Origin of the sequence: Jeotgalicoccus psychrophilus DSM 19085 (assembly GCF_000425845.1) — a bacterium.
In the GTDB taxonomy this organism is placed as follows: domain Bacteria; phylum Bacillota; class Bacilli; order Staphylococcales; family Salinicoccaceae; genus Jeotgalicoccus; species Jeotgalicoccus psychrophilus.
Map to the genome: position 1 here is coordinate 85,176 of NZ_AUEF01000011.1, position 19,510 is coordinate 104,685.

Genomic DNA, 19,510 nt, shown 5'->3' on the forward strand with positions numbered 1-19,510 from the left:
GTTAAATAAAAAAGACCGCATCTGCGGCCTTTCAAGTAAAACTATTAATATACTTTATCGCCGTTAAAGATTGAGTTTTTAACAACTACATAATCTACTGTACGGATTGCATCTAATTCATTGCCGCCGGCATATGAGATAGATGACTGCAGGTCCTGCTGCATTTCAGTTAATGTTGCAGCTAAAGGTCCTTTGTATTCTACATACATTTTCTTGCCTTCTACGTTCTTGTGTTCACCTTTTTGGTATTCAGAAGCTGAACCGAAGTATTCTTTATACTTCTTGCCGTCTTCTTCATAAACAGTACCAGGTGATTCTTCGTGGCCTGCAAATAGTGATCCAATCATAACCATGGATGCACCGAATCTTACAGATTTAGCGATATCTCCGTGTGTCCGGATTCCGCCGTCTGCGATAATTGGCTTAGATGCTGCTTTTGCACATAACCGCAGTGCAGCAAGCTGCCACCCGCCTGTACCAAATCCTGTTTTAATTTTAGTGATACAAACTTTACCAGGTCCGATGCCAACTTTAGTTGCATCTGCTCCAGCGTGTTCTAATTCTCTCACTGCTTCAGGAGTTCCAACGTTACCTGCAATTAAAAATGTTTCAGGTATATGCTTTTTAATATGTTTAATCATATCCATTACTCTGTCTGAATGACCGTGAGCAATATCGATTGTTATATAGTCAGGTATCAAGTTCTGTTCTTTTAAGCTGAGTACAAAATCATATTCTTCCTGTTTAATTCCAACACTTATAGAAGAGATAAGTTTTCTGCCTCTCATTTTATTAATAAATTCACTGCGTGTTTCAGGGTTGAAACGGTGCATTATATAGAAATATCCGTTTTCCGCTAAATACGTAGCAATCTTCTCGTCAATAATTGTCTGCATGTTTGCAGGCACTACAGGCAGTTTGAATGTGTGCTTACCAAATTCTATTGAAGTATCACATTCTGAACGACTATCCACAATACATTTGTTCGGAATTAATTGTATATCTTCATAATCAAATACGCTATCCATGATAAAAACTCCTCTAATCCGTATATTATTTAACTGATGTTTCAATCTCGTTCGCCAATAGGGATTATAGTGGTTTTATTTTCACATGTCAATAAATCTGTTGAAAATAAAAAAAGAATCGAAATAAATTTCGATTCTAACCTTTGAACATGCTTGCCAGTTTCCCAAAGAAACCTTTTTTCGGTTCTTCAATCTGCTGTTGTGCAGTTTCGTCATTATTTAGTTCTTCTGAAGATACCGATACAGTCTCTTCAACTGTTTCTTCCTGTGTACTCAAGTCGATTGTTCCTGTATTTTCCTCTTTTTGTTCAACTGCTTCATCCTGATTTTCAATAGTTTCTGCTGTTGCAGGTTCTTCTAATGTTGACTCTTCAGGAACTTCCTCAGCACTTTCTTCAATTGTTTCTTCTATTGCAGGTTCTTCAGCCGGTGCTTCTACTGTAATTTCTTCCACTGATGTTTCTGGTGTTATAGCTTCTTCTTCAGTTTCTGTGATTTCTTCTTCCACTGTTCCTGTTTCAAATACAGCAGTGTCAGCTTCCCGTGACTCTTCTTCTGTAACCTGAAATGATTCTTCAGTTTCGTATGCTTCCTCAGCTAAAGAAGTTTCAACTTTTTCATCTGGATTATATTCCAGTGCTTTAAGATCATATTCTTCAAGTCTGTGTACGAGTGTACTTATATTTGATTTTAATTCTTTGTTTTCATTTTGGATTTCATCCAGTTTTTCAAGAACTAAAGCAAGCAATCTTGAAACGTCATTATCCGACATTTTAGAAACCTGATTCTCACTTGGCGTTTCTTCAAAGTCATCCTGATTTTCAATGATTTCATCTGCCGCAGAGTCCAGCGTGTTCCCTGGGGACTTGGCAATTTTAATCATTTCCTGTAAAGCACTCACATCTTTTTTAGAAAACAATCTTCTATTGTGTTCATCTTTAGCAACTTCATAATTTCTGTCTTCAAGTAATCTAACGTATTTTCTAACGTTCTGATCAGACAGTTCAACCATGTCCGTTACTTGAGCTGTTGTATAGTATATAACGTTCTGTGACTGACTCACTCGTATCACTCCTGTAATTTAATTAACCTTATTATAACGCTTATCGTTACTTTAATCTACCACTTTCTAGTACAGCGCAATGCCGTTACCCGCACTAAGTTATCACAATATTCTTTCTAAACCATTGACTTGTACCCGCTTAATTTATATATTTAACATATCTTTCAAAAATACATGGATGAAAAGGACGGTAAATATTGGACACTAAATTATCTCAAATCTCATTAAATCCTGATCATACAGGAGCAACAACAAGCCCTATATATTTATCAACTGCATTCGAGCATGAAGGCGTCGGGAAATCGACCGGATTTGATTACACCCGTACTAAAAATCCAACTCGTTCTCATTTTGAAGAAGCGTTCGCCGAACTTGAAGGCGGCACTCATTCATTTGCAACATCGAGCGGAATGGCAGCTGTGCAGCTGTGCTGTAATTTATTTAACAGCGGCGACGAAGTACTTGTAAGTTTCGATTTATACGGCGGGACGTTCCGTATTTTCGATTTTTATGAAACGAAGTATAACGTGAAGTTCCACTATGTAAATTTTAATAATCATGATGAAATAACTTCTCTAATCAATGAAAATACCCGTGCATTTTTTATAGAACCTATCACCAACCCTTCGATGGAAACAACTGAATTAGCTCCGTTGTTCAAAATCGCGCAGGATAAAAACATTTTAACTATTATCGACAATACATTTTTAACACCGTATTTATCACGTCCGCTCACTGAAGGTGCTGATATTGTTCTTCATTCTGCTACTAAATATATCGGCGGTCATAACGATGTACTGGCAGGTGTCGTTACTGTTAAAGATGAGACACTCGCTGAATCCCTCAGCTTATATCACAACATGATCGGCGCAACATTGTCTCCTTTTGACGGGTTCTTACTGCTTCGCGGTTTAAAAACACTGCACGTACGCATGGACCGTGCAATCGAAAATGCAAAAAAAGTGTCCGCTCACTTTGAAAATCATGATGCCGTCGATAAAGTGCTCTACGCCGGAACGACTGGTATGCTGAGCCTACGCTTTAAAAATACTCACAGTGTGAATACGTTTCTAGAGAATATTGAAGTCTGTACTTTCGCCGAGAGTCTCGGCGGCACAGAAACATTCATCACATTCCCATTTACACAGACACACGCTGAAATGCCGGATGATGAACGCATGAAACGCGGTATCGATGATTCATTAATCCGTCTGTCAATCGGCATTGAAAATGTGAATGACATAATCGAAGATATTGAACAGGCATTGAACAAGTCATTAAAATAAAAGCAGGCATCGCTTCCCTCACGGGATTCGGATGCCTGCTTTCATTATTTAGCTTAGTAACGCGCCTTCTTCATGACTTTTCAGTCTTAAAGTATCAGTTGTGCGCTCATTCATTTCCTTGAAAATCTCAGGATTATCAGATAAAGAAACACCATATGTTGGAATCATTTCTTTAATTTTATCCTGCCATGAACCGAATTCCTCGGGGAATGCACGGCTTAAAAGTTCAAGCATTGCATCCACACCTACAGAAGCACCTGGTGATGCACCTAAAAGTGAGGCCATTGAACCGTCTTCCGATACAACCGTCTCAGTACCGAACATTAATGTTCCTTTACCTTTATCCGTATCTTTAATCATCTGCACACGCTGGCCTGCAGTGATTGTTTTCCAGTCTTCTGAACGGGCTTCAGGAACAAATTCACGAAGTTCATCCATACGCTGTTCTTCTTTCAGCAGTACTTGCTGTACTAAGTACTTAGTCAGGCCAAGCTCTTTTGCTCCGGCAGACAGCATAGTCAATACATTGTATGGTTTAACCGATCCGAATAAATCCAGATACGACCCTGTTTTCAGAAACTTAGGAGAGAACCCTGCAAATGGTCCGAACAGCAACGATCTTTTCCCGTCAATATAACGTGTATCAAGATGCGGTACAGACATCGGCGGTGCACCGACTTTAGCTTTACCATACACTTTAGCCTCATGCTGGTTCACGACTTCTTCATCATCACAAACGAGGAATAGTCCGCTTACCGGGAATCCGCCGATATTTTTAGATTCAGGAATGTTTGTCTTCTGCAGAAGCGGCAGGCTTGCGCCGCCGGCACCGATAAAGACAAAGTCTGCTGTATGATATTCCAACTTGCTGTTGTTTAAGTTTTTAACTTTTATCTGCCATTTATCTTTTTGAGTGCGGCGAATGTCCTGAACAGCATGTTTGAAGTGCACTTCCACACCCTGCTCTTCAAGTCTCTTAAATAACTTTTTAGTCAGACTGCCGAAGTTAATATCCGTTCCTGAATCAATACGGGTTACACCGATTTCTTCATTCGGGTCACGCCCCTGCATCATCAGCGGCAGCCATTCTTTTAAAATACTGTGATCGTCGGTATATTCCATACCTTCAAACAGCGGACTTTCAGTCAGTTTTTCCACACGCTTCTTAAGGAACTCAACATTCTTTTCACCTTCCACATAACTCATGTGCGGCACTGTTCGAATGAAGTCCTCCGGAGTATCTAAATCTCCCTTTTCAATCAAATACGCCCAAAGCTGTTTTGAAATCTGGAACTGTTCGTTAATTTTAATTGCTTTTGAAGTTTCTATTGAGCCGTCTGCAAGCTCTGGTGTATAGTTCAGCTCACACAGCGCCGAATGCCCCGTGCCGGCGTTATTCCATGCGTTTGAGCTTTCGATTGCAACATCATCAAGTTTTTCAAAAACTTTAATGTTCCAGTCGGGTTTTAATTCTTTTAATAGTGTTCCAAGCGTGGCACTCATAATCCCGCCACCAATCAGAACCACATCCGTTTTGCTAATAGAAGTAGTCATACTTTAATTGATGCCCCTTATCCATGTTTATTATATTAATATTCAGTAACAGTATACTCTTTTTTATTGTTTTCTGAAAGCTATATCATGAAATGTGTCATACTAATCACCAACAGTGTCATACTAATTAAACTCAAAAAAGATGCACTGTCTCAGCACATCCTTAATCGTTCTATTTTTCACTTTTTTCGTTAACATATTCCGCAAATTCTTCAATGTTTCCAGCGGTTATATCGACCATTGCAATTTTCCCCATACCTTCCGGGAATTCGATAAACAGCACATTATCCTCTACGAAAGCACGGACGATATCAGCATAAGCAAACACTCTCGTGTATGCTTCGCCGTTCATATCGACATTCATAAACAGGCGTTCATTTGTGGTCATGTATGCTCCCGGGAAATGAGCCTGATCTCTTACTTTATATAATAATGTACCTTCAAGTGATGGCCCAAACTTCTCTGTCGGATAAAGATCCGCTTCAGTTAAATTAATTAAGTTCACAGTTTATCCTCCTAAAAATCATTTAATATTTTCCAGTTTTTATCCTGTGCTATTGATAATAAATCATTATCCGGTGATACTGCTACCGGCTTGCCGACAAGTTCCAGCATTTTTATATCCGTTATGCTGTCACTGTATGCCTGGCTGTTCGGCCAGTCAACTTCTTTGTTTTTAAAGTGATCTTTAATGATGTCAATCTTGCGTTCGGCAAACACGCGTTCAAATCGTGTTTTATAATCCAGAACATCACCATTATAATGAATTTTTGAACCGACGATATAATCGAAACCGACACCTTTAAACAATGCTTCCAATAAAGGAATAAATGCCCCTGAAATCAGCACTATATAATAGTTGTCCTGTTTCAGCTGCTGAATCTTTTCAAGCAGTGAGACTCTGAGCTCGGTGCTCATTGAATTCGCGACATCTTCAAAAAATCCATCTATTTCATTTTTGGAATAACCTTTGAATGAAAGTATATAAGATTCCAATGCTCTGTGCTGCATTTTAATTTTTGGCACCATTTTCATTTTATATCCAAAATAGGTCGGCGCAAAATAACGGACAAAATGCTTATAATTCTTTTTAAATTTCGGGTGATTTTTTAAATGTGCACGAAGCGTTTCAAACGTTTCATGCGGATATAATGTGCCGTCAAAATCAAATAATGCCACTTTCATGTCGGTCTATTCCTCTCCATGGATAATTAATCTACTTTAAATATTTTACCATAAATAGATTAGGGTATATACTAATATGCAATGACTATTAGGAGGTTGTTTCATGGATTTAACAGTATATTTAGCAGGCGAGATTCACAGCGACTGGAGAGACAAAATTCAGTCTCTGGCAACAGAGAAGGATTTACCGTTAACTTTTGTTTCACCTCAGACGAATCATGATTTATCGGATAACATTGGTGAAAATATTTTAGGCGAACAGCCAGGCAAGTATTACCGCGACGATGCAGCATCAAGCATTAACAATCTGCGTACGCAGGTTTTAATGAACAAAGCTGACGTCGTAATCGCTCTTTTCGGCGAAGAATACAAACAATGGAATACTGCAATGGATGCAACAACAGCAATTACTACCGGCAAGCCGTTAATTTTAGTGCGTCCTGAAAAATTAATTCATCCATTAAAAGAAATTTCCGAGAAAGCCAACGTCGTTACAAGCACAGTAGAACAAGCAATTGAAGTTTTAGAATATATTTATAAATAAAATAGAATCATTCAAAACCGCTCAGTAATAGGATTACCGGGCGGTTTTCGTCGTGAATTAACAGACAATTCCCCGAATCACGTTGTAATAGCACACAACTATCGTTATAATTGGCGCATGTGTAATTCTATTCTTTTGCTTTGAAAGAACAGGTTACTTCATGGTTTATGTAATTTACATAAACAGTTTTACTATATTACTCAAGGGGAGAGGTTTTTTGAATGATTCTTAATACAACAGCAGGATCTGCTTTCACCTTCACAGCTGGGTGGGAACAGTACGTAATGATGGCGGTTTATTTCATCGTCTTAATTGCGATTGGGGTTTATGCATACAATAAATCCACATCAAACCTGAACGAGTATATGCTCGGCGGCCGTAATATCGGCGCATGGGTTACTGCTTTATCTGCCGGAGCTTCTGATATGTCGGGCTGGATGCTGATGGGGCTTCCAGGAAGCATGTACAGTGTGGGGCTCTCAAGTATTTGGATTGCTGTCGGTTTAACAATCGGGGCATACGTGAACTACATAGTTGTCGCTCCGAAACTTCGTGTTTACTCGGAAGTTTCCAACGACTCAATTACGCTCCCGGACTTTTTTGAAAATCGCTTTAAAGACCGCAAGCATATGCTGCGTATTATCGCAGGCCTTGTTATTGTAATATTCTTCGCTGTCTACACAGCCAGCGGAATGGTATCAGGCGGTAAATTGTTCGAAAGTGCGTTTAACTTACCGTACCACTGGGGCTTATTTGTTACAGCCGGCGTAGTTGTAATCTACACATTCTTCGGCGGTTATCTGGCTGTAAGTCTTACAGACTTCTTCCAGGGAACAATAATGTTTATCGCGATTGTCATGATTCCAATCGCAACATGGATGACACTGACAGGAGACGGTATCGAACCATTTGTCAGAATTGAAGAGCTTGGTGCTTTAGCTGATATTAACTATCTGTCACTAATCAGCGGTGTCTCGATAATTACTATCATCAGTAACCTCGCATGGGGCTTTGGGTATTTTGGACAGCCTCATATTATCGTCCGCTTTATGTCTATTAAATCTCATAAGCTGATACCAAAAGCCCGCCGTATCGGTATTATCTGGATGGCTATTGCACTTATCGGTGCATGTCTGACTGGTTTGCTTGGTATCGCATTTACTGATGCGACTCGCCATAATGTAGGAGATCCGGAAACAATCCTGGTACTTATGAGTCAGGTACTCTTCCACCCGTTAGTCGGCGGATTTTTCCTTGCAGCTATTTTAGCAGCAATTATGAGTACAATTTCTTCACAGCTTTTAGTTACATCAAGTTCACTTGTGCAGGATTTCTACAAGATGATCCGTCTTAAAATGATTGGCGGTAAAGAAACTAAAACAGAAAAAGAACAGGACAAACTGTTCGTTCTTGTAGGTAGAATTTCTGTAATTCTTGTCGCTGTAGTTGCAATTCTTATTGCATGGGATGATGAATCAGTTATCCTTAACATCGTTGCTAACGCATGGGCAGGTTTTGGTGCCGCGTTTGGTCCTCTAATGGTCATGGCTCTCCACTGGAAAGGTATGACACGTTCAGGCGCAATCGCATCTATCATCGGTGGTGCCGGAACGGTTATTATATGGATCGCAGCGGGTACATTCGGTACGGGACTCTATGAAATTGTTCCTGGTGTTATTGTTGCAACACTTGCTGGTATTATCGTAAGTAAGATGACTCAGAACGAACTTAAACCTGAAATGGCTACAGAGTTCGAAGAAACTGAAAGAATTTTAAGAGAAGATAAGTAGTAAGCAGATAAAAAGCGCGAACCGGAAAATCCCGGTTCGCGCTTTTTTCTTTGTTCTATTAAGCTGTTACAGGTTCCTGTTTTTTCTTCTTATAAAGCTGGTAAGCAACCAGCAGAATGAAGAGACTAAAACCGATTGCATCTGTAACTAAATCACTCTGGATAAACAGCAGTGCCGTAATGACAGCAACTATTCTTTCAAAAATACTGTACTTCACAAACATAAAGTTTTGTATAAATGATGCGAATGTCGCCATACCGACCGCCGCTGTCAGAACTGCCCAGGCCATTTCAAGTGCACTGGCATCTGTAATCAGCAGTATCGTAGGGTTTATAGCAAACATGAACGGCAGCAGCAAGGCAGCTGAGTCATACTTAAAGCCCTGTACGCCGGTCCTTATCGGCCCTGCTTTCGCTATACCTGCGGTAGCGTACGCCGGCAGGTTGATTGGCGGTGTATCATCTGCAAGAACTCCGTAATACAATACAAACAGATGCGCTACAATTACAGGCAGCCCCATATTTGTCAGTACCGGTGCAATAACAGCGGCAAGTACTACATATGTCGCTGTAGTCGGCAGTCCCATACCTAAGAGCAGACATGCGAACACTGTCAGTACCAGTGCGATGTACAGCTGGGTATTATCGGTAATCATAAAGTTCGGCAGCCAGCCTTCAATTGTATCTGAAAAACTGATTACTATTCTTGTAAATTTTGTCGATAATCCGCTCGTTGTAATTACCCCAATCAGGATACCTGCTGTCGCACAGGCAACGATAATACTCAGGGCATTTCTTGAAGCTTTGTCAAAACCTTCAAGAAGCTGTGTAAATCCGTATTTTTGTGGTGTCACATCTCTTTTTGTCATCTTCATAAACATTGCAAAGAGCAGCGCAACAATAATTCCGCCAAGCACCATTGTAAATATTGGACTGCGCCAGCGGATAGTTTCTGTATTGAATAGACTTAAGCCGAGCGCATCATTAAATATTACGAGCCCCTGGTTCACAAATACGATTAAGTACTGCATCGAGAAAGTGATTGCCAGAAGAATTGCAGCAAATATTATCGTCCGTCCCATACTCGTTTTAAAACGGTATGCAAAGAATGCGATAACAATCATCGCGATAATCGAATAGAATGCCGAAGCGTTAACTGACGCTCTTTCCACTACTAGGAAGTAGAGTAATATTAATATTGGCACTATCAAGTAACCCTGACTGAGCAGCAGTTTTCTTGCCGACGTCATTTCGCTTCTGTCCATTCCGGAAATATTATGTTTATTGGCTTCGAAATGTACCATAAACAGTATACCTACATAAGCAAGCAGTGCAGGTATCAGTGCACTTTTAATAATTTCAAAATATGGAATCCCTGTAAACTCAACCATGATAAACGCAGCTGCACCCATAACCGGAGGCAGAAACTGCCCGCTGGATGAAGCAGCAACTTCAACACCGCCTGCAACATGAGGCGGGAATCCTACTTTTTTCATTAAGGGGATTGTAAACGTTCCGGTCGTTACCGCATTGGCAGTTGAACTCCCTGAAATACTTCCCATCATTCCACTTGCAACTACACTTGCTTTGGCCGGACCGCCTTTATATTTGCCGAATCCGCGTATGGCAAGATCGATAAACATTTTTCCGGCACCTGTCGATTCCAGAATTGCCCCAAACAGTATAAATATAAATACGAACTGTGCGGAAGCGTAGATCGGTGTTCCGAAAATACCGTTACTTCTGTATGTAATCTCATAGACGAATCTCGAGAAGTCGCCTCTATTGTGGTAAAACTGACCGGGCAAAAATTCTCCGGCAAAGAAATAACCGATAGCAATCAATGCAATGATTACAAGCGGCAGACCAACAACACGTCTCGTTGCTTCTATAACAATAACAATAAACAGTGCACCGATAATTAAATCCAGTTCTGTCGGGCGTGCAGACATTATTTCAGGTGCATCCTGCCTCTGTATTAAATAAATCCCTAATCCCAGTGATAATCCTGAAAGGATAAAATCGTATATGGGAATTGTTTTTTGTGACGTCCCTTTTCTAATTGGGAATATTAAAAACACCAGTACTATTGCAAGTGTCAGGTGAATAATCAGAAATGTTCTTGAACCGATGCCCGGCAAACCGAAGCCTGCAACGTAAAGGTGAAAAACGGCCAGCAGAATTGAAATAGAACTGACCAGTATGGTGAGTTTTTTTCCAAGATCTCTGTCGCTGCCCTCTAATTCCTGAATCATTTTCTGTTGTTCTTTAGCATCCATTGGTTAATCACCTCTAAAATAACTTTTAATTAATTTTACTTCTAAATTTTTTCCTTTATATGGCGCATTCGAAATAACTATATCTGTATCCCCGATAATAATATGATGCGGGAAAACCGATGATGGTCTGATACGCAGCGTCCCTCCGTGAACTTTACGGTTAATATTTTTGATGGTAAATTTTCCATCTTTCAGTTCGACATCTTCACCTGCATAAGGCATACCTGCCCCAAAAGATTCTGTATGACTTTCCATCGTATAAATACCGTCACCGCGCACTTCAAAAACTTCACTAACCGGAGAGCGTTCAACCGAATGAATGTAATTCACTTCAAAACGTTCGCCATATTCCACTTCCTGTACAAACAGCTCTTCTTCAGTACTCATATCCTCAATAATAATCTTTACCGGCTGATTCAGCTGAAACATTATAACCAGTTCAAGCACGATAAAGAGACTTGTAAGGGATAAAAAGGCATTGCGTATAAGCAATGCCTTTTTATAATTATCTTTACTCATTTAATCACTGCTCATCGTAATAGCGCTGTACCCCAGGGTGCAGATCAATCGACATACCGTCTTCTGCAGTATCAAGTGTCAGCTCTTCCCCGCGGACATGAGCATTTGCCATTGAATCCAGATTTTCAAAAATTGCTTTTGTCATTTCATACATCTGATCTTCCGGGATATCATTTGAAGCAATCAGCATTGCCTGTACGGCAACTGTAGAAGCTGTACTGTCAAAGTTATCGTAAGCATCTTCCGGAATATCAACCTGAGTATAGTAAGTGTACTCTTCCATCAGGTCATTCATTGCATCTTCATCAAAACTTACAATTTTAACGTCAGCACTTGCACTCAACTCCTGGATAGCACCAGTTGGAGTACCCGCGGTTACGAAAGCAGCATCAACGTTTCCATCCTGCAGGTTAGTTGAAGCATCCGAGAAATCTAAGTATTGCGCGTCAACATCGTCGACTGTCATGCCGTGTGCTTCAATAATCTGAGTAGCATTGGCTTCAGTACCTGAACCCATGTCCCCAATAGCAACACGTTTCCCTTCAAGATCTGATACCGATTCAATTCCTGAGTCCGCTAAAGTAACCAGCTGAATTGTTTCAGGGTAGATTGTGAATACACCACTGTAGTTGTCTAATGGTTCACTGAACATGTTGTTTCCTTCAGCACCATAGAATGCGATATCATTCTGCACGAGCGCGAGCTGGGCTTCGCCGTTATTTAACTGTTCCGCGTTAGATACAGAGGCACCGGAAGATACACCCGTTGCACTTACATTATCAAAAGAAGTATCGATAATATCAGCCATTGCTACACCCAGAGGGAAGTAGACCCCTGCTTCACCGCCTGTAAGCAATGTAATATTTTCAATCCAGTCGTCTCCTCCCGCTGAATCTCCTGAACCTTCTTCGCTTTCTTCTTCATTCGCAGAGTCTCCGCCGCATGCTGCTAAAACCAGCATAACTGCAGAAAGCATCAGTAAAAACCAATAATTCTTTTTCATAAAAATTATTCCCCTTTCAAAATTTTTACTTTCTTACCAATTATCTTACCATAATATCGCTTTCAATAATTAGAAAATTCTTCTTATATTTAAATGAATGCATATTAATTTGTTTTCTCTGATTCCCACTAACCTCATTAAATGCTAATATTAATTTAACGAGGTGCACACAATGATCAATAAATATTTCAACAGATTATTTATTTCCGGTATATTATTTACACTGGTTATTGCAATACTGAGTATACTGCTCACACAGCTTCCGATTTTATCGAGTGTAGGCGCACTGGCGGTAGCACTCCTTATCGGAGTCATTTACAGGCAGTCTCTCGGTTACCCGGAACCGTTGCGTCCGGGTATTACCTTTTCTGCAAAAAAACTGCTGCGTTTTGCTATTGTTCTTTATGGTTTCAAGCTGAATCTTCAGCTCATTTTAAACGACGGCTGGGTGATGATTCTGCTCGGCATCGGCGTAATCCTGTTCAGTTTTGCAATGATGCATTTATTAAATAAGTATTTTAAAACAAACTCATCAATTATGTTTTTACTTGCAGCGGGAACCGGTATTTGCGGTGCGGCTGCAATATCTGCAGTCAGTTCGATTATTAAAGCAAAAGAAGAAGATACTGCAATCAGTATCGGTTTAATTTCAGTTGTCGGTACAGTGTTCGCATTAAGCTATACATTTATCGGCCCGTTATTCGATATGAATGATATTACATACGGTATATGGAGCGGTCTCAGTCTTCATGAAATCGCCCAGGTTGTACTCGCAGGCGGCAGTGCAAATGATGAGGGCATGGCGATGGCTCTGTTGTCGAAGTTAAGCAGAGTGTTTCTTTTAATTCCTGTCAGCTTTCTCATCATGTATTTTATTTCGCGTAGAAAGCATCAGAAAACCGGCGGTAAAGTGGATATTCCCTATTTTCTGTTTTTCTTCGTTTTTGTTGCGGTAGTGAATTCATTTATTGCAATACCTCACAATCTAAGTGCAGCCATCGATCAGCTCACTACGCTGTTAATGGTTATGGCAATGGTGGGTCTTGGACTCAGTGTCCCGCTCAAATCAATTAGGGAAAAAGCTTTAAAACCGCTGTATGCTCTGGTTATTACATCGGTTTTACTATCAATAATTACTTTTTACGTTGCATCTGTAATTTAATACACAAAAAAACAGCTGAAATCAGCTGTCTTTTTTGTGTACCTTTATTAATTCAGGCAGCCAGAATATTACATCAAGAACTTCCACGTAATGAGCTTTCACAGTCTCTCCCTGAAGAGTGCCCGGCAGCAGCGAATTTAATGCATCTTTTTCATAGGTGACTGCTGCTTTTGCAGGTTTCCATGGAAGATGATGAATTCCAACTCTGATAATATTTCCGTTCACAGTATTAAATAAATAATATCTTTCGAAGAGCCAGTAATCCAATGTACCCGATGCTGGAAATTCCGGTTTGGAAATCTGTTTATACCGGCCTTTAAAATAAGTTTCTTCATCAGTTTTTATCTGGCGCCGGCTGTAATATTCAGTCCATCCATTGATATCTGATTCTTTCATTTTCGCTTTATAATATGGCAAGGTACCGAGTCGAGCCCCGAGAACCGACAGTATTTTAGCAGCATCGAGACTGAAAAAGTAAATACCCGGGATGTTTTTATATTTTACATATGTCCTTACGTTCAGCTCTAAAATTTATGAATATACGGCCATTTTGGTAAACCTCTAAATTGAAGATTTTTCACCTTAAAGGGAAAGATTGAAATCCATGCTTTACCATCATACATATCAAGTTCCAATTCTTTTGGAACATACGGTAATAACTCTGCAGCTTCTAACGGTACATGCATGCACAGCAGGTTTTCCCACTTTTGATACATTGTCCATTTCCCAGCGGGAAGCGGTGCGTTCCTGTGGTTTAAATAATTTAACAAATCATGTTTCATTATTTCCCCTCCTCAATTCTATATACCTGTTTAAATGAAAACAAATCGCTTTGCTGTGTGAAATTGCACAAAAAAGCTGCTCTCCGAAGAGAGCAGCCGAAGTATTAGCGTTTTACAGTAAACCAATCCACTGCCAGTATGTTGCTGACATAATAATAATCAGAATATAACCGCCGACTGTCAGGAAGATACCTGATTTCAGCAGATCGTTTACTGTGAATGTTCCTGTACCGTATGCGAGCATATTTTGCGGCGCACTTACAGGCAGCAGGAATCCAAAACAGATTACAAACTGCTGAACCAGAACAAAGCCGAGTGATGAATCACCCATATTCAGTGTCGTTGTCAACGCGATAAACACCGGTATTAATGCTGATGCAAGCGATGTCGCACTCGCAAATCCAAGGTGAATAATAATATTAAAGATTGCCACCAGTGCAATGACTCCGACGAGCGGCAATGCGTCGAGACCCATGGCACCGAACGTTACATCTGATAACCACTGTGCGGCACCTGTTCTGAGCAGTACCGTACCAAGGGAGATACCGATTGCGAAGACGATAATTGTTCCCCAGTTAATCGTTCCCTCGACTTCTTTCCATGTAAATACACCAATCTTAGGTGACAGCATAAGTGCAAGGGCAATTAATGTAATTGATGATGAGTCAAATGGGTGCAGAATTCCTTCTGTTGCCCAGAATATAAGCAGCAGTGAAGCGATAGTGATTAAGCGCCACTCTACGCCTTTAATCGGCCCAAGCTCCGCGAGTTCTTTATCAATCAATTCGCGTCCTCCGCTGATTTCATCTGTTTCAGATTTAAAGAAGCGTGTCATAACGAAATACAGCAGAATACTCATAATAATTGAGAACGGCGCTGCATAGATGAACCACTGAATCCATGATACGTCTTCGCCCATTGCTTCGTTTATAAACCCTACGGCAACAAGGTTTTGTGCCGCTGCAGTTTTAATTCCGACGTTCCATATGGAAACTGCCTGAACTGCTGTAATGATCAGCAGTGTTGCAAGTCTGCTGTCTTTCGACATTCCAAATGCCGCGACCATCCCAATCAAAATCGGGATGACAGCTCCCGCTCTTGCAGTAGCTGATGGCACGAAGAACGCCAGTAAAATAGATACTAGAATCGTACCCATTACTATCGCATTCGTTTTGTTGCCAACGATACGGAGCACATAAAGTGCAAGACGTTTATGCAGATTGGTAATCTGCATGGCACTTGCAAGGAACAGTGCAGCAGCTACTAATGCCAGTGCTGAACTTGAGAAACCTGCGAAAGCAAGTGATAAAGCATTCTTAGTCCCAAACTGATCAGCACCTTCCGGAACACCAAGTGAAGCTCCGATTTCATTTCCAGGAACTGGTGAGAGTCCGAGTAATATAATAAGTAGTCCGACAATCATTACCGCAGATACCGGATACTTAACAGCTTCCGTCACCCACATAATTACTGCAAAAGCCAGTACGGATAATGCTCTTAAACCAACTACACTAAGCGCATCAGGTGCTGGTAAGAAGTTAATAATAATTAATACTAGAAAAGCGACAATAATCCAGAGAGGTTTATACCCTTTTTTCTCTGTTTCTTTCTTGTTTGCCATTTTGACAGTCACTCCCTTATAAGCTCTGTATATACATTCTCAATATAACACCATTTACCCTTTAATACTTTATTAAACCAAATATGTCACAATACTTTCAAATTCTGCATGTTTTTTATTTTCTTCTGTATATAACTTTGCAATGAGTAAATACAAATTAAAATATCGTAAGACTATTATATTTAAAAAAAGAAGAAGCGCCGGACAAATGTCCGGCGCTTCATTAATATAATTAATCTTTAAGAACTTCACTGTTATAAATTTTAGTATTTCTGAATACATATGAACCGACCATTGCAGCGCCAAATGAAATCGCTGCACAAATCACAGCGTACATTACTACTTGTCCAGCCGGGTTGTAACCGAACATCACTAAGAGCCCTGGAACCGGTGCTGCTGTTCCCGGCGCATCGTTTATCATACCTGACATAGCGATTACCATTCCGGATAATCCGCCTCCGATAAAGTTGGTGACGTACATCGGCAGCGGATTTGCTGTAATCAGATCGGCTTTTGACAACGGCTCAATCGCTACTGAAATAATAGATTTTAAATCTCCGATTTTAAGTTTATAAAACAGCCACGCACTGGCAGGCGAAGATGCAAATGCTGATAGTGCAGCAACTGCCATCGGCACACCTGTTAAACCTAGCAATGCTGTTAACGCCATTGAGCTCAGCGGCGAAATACCAACGACTGTTACTATTCCCCCAAGCATTAAGCCCATCAGAAGCGGACTAGTGTCTGTAGCAGTTTGAATAATCGTTCCAATTTCAAGCAGTGAGTTATCAATCATTGGTGTGATAACCAGACCCATCAGTCTGATAATTGGCAATGCAATTAAGATAACAATGATAAAGTCGAGACCTTTCGGAATAACACGCTGCAGCCACAACACTCCAAACGATACGATGTAAGCCGAGAACAGTCCCGGAATAAGTCCCATATCTCCAAACCCTGCAGCTAAAATTGCTGCGTTTACAGGGTTAACTTTCATCGCGAGACATACAAGCATAACGACGATTGTTCCATCCAGCCCTCCGGCCACTGATCCGGCCGTCTGGAAGAACTCCAGATTTAATAAATCTCCAATGACAAAAGTGTTTAATGCTTCTACTAAATATGTAGCAATTGCGGCACCTGCAAATGCCCCCATTACTTTTGAACCATAAGGTGCAAAGTGCGTAAACAAAGTGAAAAATACTAAAATAACCAGCAGCAGACCAATACTTATCAGCTCGTCAATTGTCAAAACCCCCAAATGTTTATCTATATATAATGGTTATATGAAAAGCCTTTCATGAAAAACACAATGAAGTTAAGTTACCATATGAATTTTTTTTAGTCAATTTTAATTGTTGGAATTTTATGTTTAATTCTATGCTAAAATGGGGATACATTAGTGATATTGTGAAGTTTCTCAAATTATTAGCAGGAGGTACCGTAAATGTTAAAATATCTAGTTAATTTATATGTGGGATCGAAAGTAATCGAAGGCGGTCTCGACAAGATTAAAGCAGACGGAAATATGGGTGAAGAATTCGAGTCAGAATTCAATGTCAATAATGACCAGATGAAAATCGCAGGCTATTTTGAAGCAATTGGCTCAATTTTCCTGTTCCTGTCATTTCTCGGTAAAACTTTCACTCGTCTCGGAGTATTAATGATTAATGGCGTACTTGGTGTAGCAATTTTAAAACACCTGAGAGCGGGACATGGATACGAGGGCAGTAAAAATGCATTACAGTTATTCGGTTTAAACACGCTTAGTTTCTTTGAAACATTCCGTAAATAATTTTTGAACCTGGAGATATTTTCTTCAGGTTTTTTGATTCTTTTTTTGTTTAGAAAAACAGTTTTCAGGATAAATAAAAATATATGCAAAATTTGGAGGGACTCAGTTTGGTTAATTATAATAAACAGTTTATAAATGGAGAATGGGTTAACAGCGCAAGCAGTAAAACAATAGATGTCATCAATCCTGCGACAGAAGAAGTATTTGCGACTGTCGCAAGCGGCAACTCGGAAGATGTCGATAAAGCCGTTGCTGCAGCACATAACGTATATTTGGATTTCCGCAATACCCCAGTCAAAGAACGTCAGGCTATGCTTGAACGTATTGCTGATGAATATGAGAAGCGAAAAAATGATTTAATTGAGACAATTACTAATGAGCTCGGCTCACCGCTTTCTGTCTCAGAAAATTCTCACTATACTGCAGGTTTGAATCATTTTAGAACTGCTGCCGAGACACTGGATACATTTGAATTTGAAGAGCAGCGTGATGATGCACTGATTGTTAAAGAAAGTATCGGGGTCGCCGGTTTAATTACACCGTGGAATTTCCCGACCAATCAGACAGCATTAAAAATTTCAGCGGCGTTTGCTGCAGGTTCTCCGGTAGTCTTAAAACCGAGTGAGGAAACACCGGTAACAGCTTGTATTTTAGCAGAGATTTTTGAAGCCGCCGGCGTACCTAAGGGCGTCTTTAACCTCGTTAACGGCGATGGTGAAAATGTCGGTACACCGCTCAGTGAACATCCTGATGTTCGTATGATGTCATTTACAGGTTCGGGCCGTGCAGGTAAGAGCATTATGGAGAAAGCAGCGGCTGATTTCAAAAAAGTAGCACTGGAGCTTGGCGGTAAATCTCCTTTAATCGTTCTGGATGATGCAGATCTTGATGAAGCAGCATCTTCTGCAGTAAACAGAGTCGTTAGAAATACCGGCCAGGTATGTACAGCAGGGACCCGCACTCTTGTTCCCGCAAAACTAAAAGATCAATTTTTAGAGAAACTGACAGAAAAAATCAGTGCTGTAAAAGTCGGTGATCCGAGAGAAGATGGCATGGAAGTTGGCCCGCTTATTAGTAAAACTCAGTTCGACAGAGTTCAAAGTTATATAGAAAAAGGTCAGGAAGAAGGCGCGACGCTTTACTACGGCGGAACAGGTAAACCGGAAGGTCTGGAAACAGGCTACTTTGTTAAGCCTACGGTATTTACAGATATCGATAACAGTATGACTATTGCACAAGAAGAAATTTTTGGCCCTGTAATGAGCATTATCACTTACAATGATTTAGACGAAGCTATCCGTATTGCCAACGATACTATTTATGGTCTTGCAGGCTATGTTGTTGGGAAAGATAAAGAAAAACTTCAGTACGTTGCACGTTCTATTGAAGCCGGCACAATCAGTATTAACGATTGCAGCGGACCGAGCACATTGCCTTTCGGCGGATACAAGCAGTCAGGTATCGGCCGTGAGTGGGGCGATTATGGTATAGAAGAATTTTTAGAAGTGAAATCAATTAAAGGATATTTCGCATAAAAAAAACGCCCTTCATGACGTGATACCCAAAAGTTAGACTATTTGGTATTATGCTGATTTTAAGGTATGTTTCCTGTATTGAACAGGAGACATGCCTTTTAATTTTGTCTTAATTCTCTTGGTGTTATAAAATTCAATATACTCTCGGATAGCGGATTCAAGCAATTCATAAGTGTCAAACTGTTCGCCATAAAACATTTCTTGTTTCAATAAGCCAAAAAAGTTTTCCATGGGTGCATTATCTAAGCAATTCCCTTTTCTAGACATGCTCTGAGTCACATTATAGGTGTCGAGGATATTTACCCATGCTCTGTGTTGGTAATGAAATCCTTGATCTGAATGGATGACTAAATCATTCAACAGAC

General features: G+C 40.2%; 19 protein-coding genes. 6 read left to right on the forward strand and 13 right to left on the reverse strand.

Features of this window, described 5'->3' with window-relative positions; translation table 11 throughout:
• Nucleotides 1–44: 44 nt before the first annotated feature.
• Together guaC and H625_RS12695 are read right to left on the reverse strand one after the other, a co-directional pair.
• Nucleotides 45–1,028 (reverse strand): GMP reductase, encoded by a 984-nt coding sequence (guaC, locus tag H625_RS0106125; protein WP_035785297.1) that lies wholly within the window; start codon nucleotides 1,026–1,028, stop codon nucleotides 45–47.
• 136 nt (nucleotides 1,029–1,164) lie between these two features.
• Complete coding sequence (locus tag H625_RS12695) at nucleotides 1,165–2,091, reverse strand: hypothetical protein (RefSeq protein ID WP_051239000.1); 927 nt, start codon at nucleotides 2,089–2,091, stop codon at nucleotides 1,165–1,167.
• A 194-nt stretch (nucleotides 2,092–2,285) separates the two neighbouring features.
• On the opposite strand from H625_RS12695, the gene H625_RS0106135 reads away from it, so the two are divergent.
• Complete coding sequence (locus H625_RS0106135; protein WP_026859135.1) at nucleotides 2,286–3,377, forward strand: PLP-dependent transferase; 1,092 nt, start codon at nucleotides 2,286–2,288, stop codon at nucleotides 3,375–3,377.
• A 48-nt stretch (nucleotides 3,378–3,425) separates the two neighbouring features.
• Here the strand turns inward: H625_RS0106135 and mqo are convergent, their stop codons facing one another.
• The 3 genes from mqo to H625_RS0106150 all read right to left on the reverse strand — a co-directional run bounded on the left by mqo (nucleotide 3,426) and on the right by H625_RS0106150 (nucleotide 6,116).
• A complete protein-coding gene (gene mqo / locus H625_RS0106140; RefSeq protein WP_026859136.1) occupies nucleotides 3,426–4,931 on the reverse strand; it encodes a malate dehydrogenase (quinone) in 1,506 nt (501 codons plus the stop codon).
• Between the two features lie 172 nt (nucleotides 4,932–5,103).
• Complete coding sequence (locus H625_RS0106145; protein WP_026859137.1) at nucleotides 5,104–5,436, reverse strand: hypothetical protein; 333 nt, start codon at nucleotides 5,434–5,436, stop codon at nucleotides 5,104–5,106.
• 11 nt (nucleotides 5,437–5,447) lie between these two features.
• Nucleotides 5,448–6,116 (reverse strand): HAD family hydrolase, encoded by a 669-nt coding sequence (locus H625_RS0106150; protein ID WP_026859138.1) that lies wholly within the window; start codon nucleotides 6,114–6,116, stop codon nucleotides 5,448–5,450.
• Between the two features lie 103 nt (nucleotides 6,117–6,219).
• Here H625_RS0106150 and H625_RS0106155 point away from each other — a divergent pair, with 103 nt between their 5' ends.
• Together H625_RS0106155 and putP are read left to right on the forward strand one after the other, a co-directional pair.
• Entirely contained in the window at nucleotides 6,220–6,660 is a 441-nt protein-coding gene (locus H625_RS0106155) for a YtoQ family protein (RefSeq protein ID WP_026859139.1), read from the forward strand.
• Nucleotides 6,661–6,881: 221 nt separating this feature from the next.
• On the forward strand, nucleotides 6,882–8,450 hold the full coding sequence (gene putP, locus H625_RS0106160) for a sodium/proline symporter PutP (RefSeq protein WP_026859140.1): 1,569 nt from the start codon (nucleotides 6,882–6,884) through the stop codon (nucleotides 8,448–8,450).
• A gap of 58 nt (nucleotides 8,451–8,508) precedes the next feature.
• Here the strand turns inward: putP and H625_RS0106165 are convergent, their stop codons facing one another.
• From H625_RS0106165 to H625_RS0106175, 3 genes are read right to left on the reverse strand one after another with little or no spacing between them, the layout of a single operon-like run.
• Complete coding sequence (locus tag H625_RS0106165) at nucleotides 8,509–10,728, reverse strand: TRAP transporter permease (protein WP_026859141.1); 2,220 nt, start codon at nucleotides 10,726–10,728, stop codon at nucleotides 8,509–8,511.
• 3 nt (nucleotides 10,729–10,731) lie between these two features.
• Nucleotides 10,732–11,247, reverse strand: a complete 516-nt coding sequence (locus H625_RS12700) for a DUF1850 domain-containing protein (RefSeq protein WP_156897193.1) — start codon at nucleotides 11,245–11,247, stop codon at nucleotides 10,732–10,734.
• Nucleotides 11,248–11,251: 4 nt separating this feature from the next.
• On the reverse strand, nucleotides 11,252–12,250 hold the full coding sequence (locus tag H625_RS0106175) for a TAXI family TRAP transporter solute-binding subunit (protein ID WP_026859142.1): 999 nt from the start codon (nucleotides 12,248–12,250) through the stop codon (nucleotides 11,252–11,254).
• A gap of 172 nt (nucleotides 12,251–12,422) precedes the next feature.
• Here H625_RS0106175 and H625_RS0106180 point away from each other — a divergent pair, with 172 nt between their 5' ends.
• Entirely contained in the window at nucleotides 12,423–13,412 is a 990-nt protein-coding gene (locus H625_RS0106180) for a YeiH family protein (protein WP_035785299.1), read from the forward strand.
• Between the two features lie 21 nt (nucleotides 13,413–13,433).
• Here H625_RS0106180 and H625_RS13225 read toward each other — a convergent pair whose 3' ends face one another.
• The 4 genes from H625_RS13225 to H625_RS12710 all read right to left on the reverse strand — a co-directional run bounded on the left by H625_RS13225 (nucleotide 13,434) and on the right by H625_RS12710 (nucleotide 17,076).
• Nucleotides 13,434–13,943, reverse strand: a complete 510-nt coding sequence (locus tag H625_RS13225; protein ID WP_084135763.1) for a DUF2071 domain-containing protein — start codon at nucleotides 13,941–13,943, stop codon at nucleotides 13,434–13,436.
• Nucleotides 13,937–14,194, reverse strand: a complete 258-nt coding sequence (locus tag H625_RS13975; protein ID WP_051239002.1) for a DUF2071 domain-containing protein — start codon at nucleotides 14,192–14,194, stop codon at nucleotides 13,937–13,939. The genes H625_RS13225 and H625_RS13975 overlap by 7 nt, the downstream gene beginning before the upstream one ends.
• Nucleotides 14,195–14,306: 112 nt before the next feature.
• Complete coding sequence (locus tag H625_RS0106190) at nucleotides 14,307–15,815, reverse strand: SLC13 family permease (protein ID WP_035785302.1); 1,509 nt, start codon at nucleotides 15,813–15,815, stop codon at nucleotides 14,307–14,309.
• Between the two features lie 232 nt (nucleotides 15,816–16,047).
• Nucleotides 16,048–17,076: a PTS sugar transporter subunit IIC gene (locus H625_RS12710; RefSeq protein ID WP_245573111.1), complete on the reverse strand. Its 1,029-nt coding sequence runs from the start codon at nucleotides 17,074–17,076 to the stop codon at nucleotides 16,048–16,050.
• A gap of 186 nt (nucleotides 17,077–17,262) precedes the next feature.
• Between H625_RS12710 and H625_RS0106200 the strand changes: the two genes are divergently transcribed.
• A complete protein-coding gene (locus H625_RS0106200; protein WP_026859145.1) occupies nucleotides 17,263–17,610 on the forward strand; it encodes a hypothetical protein in 348 nt (115 codons plus the stop codon).
• Nucleotides 17,611–17,717: 107 nt separating this feature from the next.
• Nucleotides 17,718–19,145, forward strand: coding sequence for an aldehyde dehydrogenase family protein (locus tag H625_RS0106205; RefSeq protein WP_026859146.1), 1,428 nt, complete (start codon nucleotides 17,718–17,720; stop codon nucleotides 19,143–19,145).
• A 48-nt stretch (nucleotides 19,146–19,193) separates the two neighbouring features.
• Here the strand turns inward: H625_RS0106205 and H625_RS0106210 are convergent.
• On the reverse strand, nucleotides 19,194–19,510 hold a 317-nt coding region (locus H625_RS0106210; RefSeq protein WP_026859147.1), incomplete at its 5' end, for an IS3 family transposase.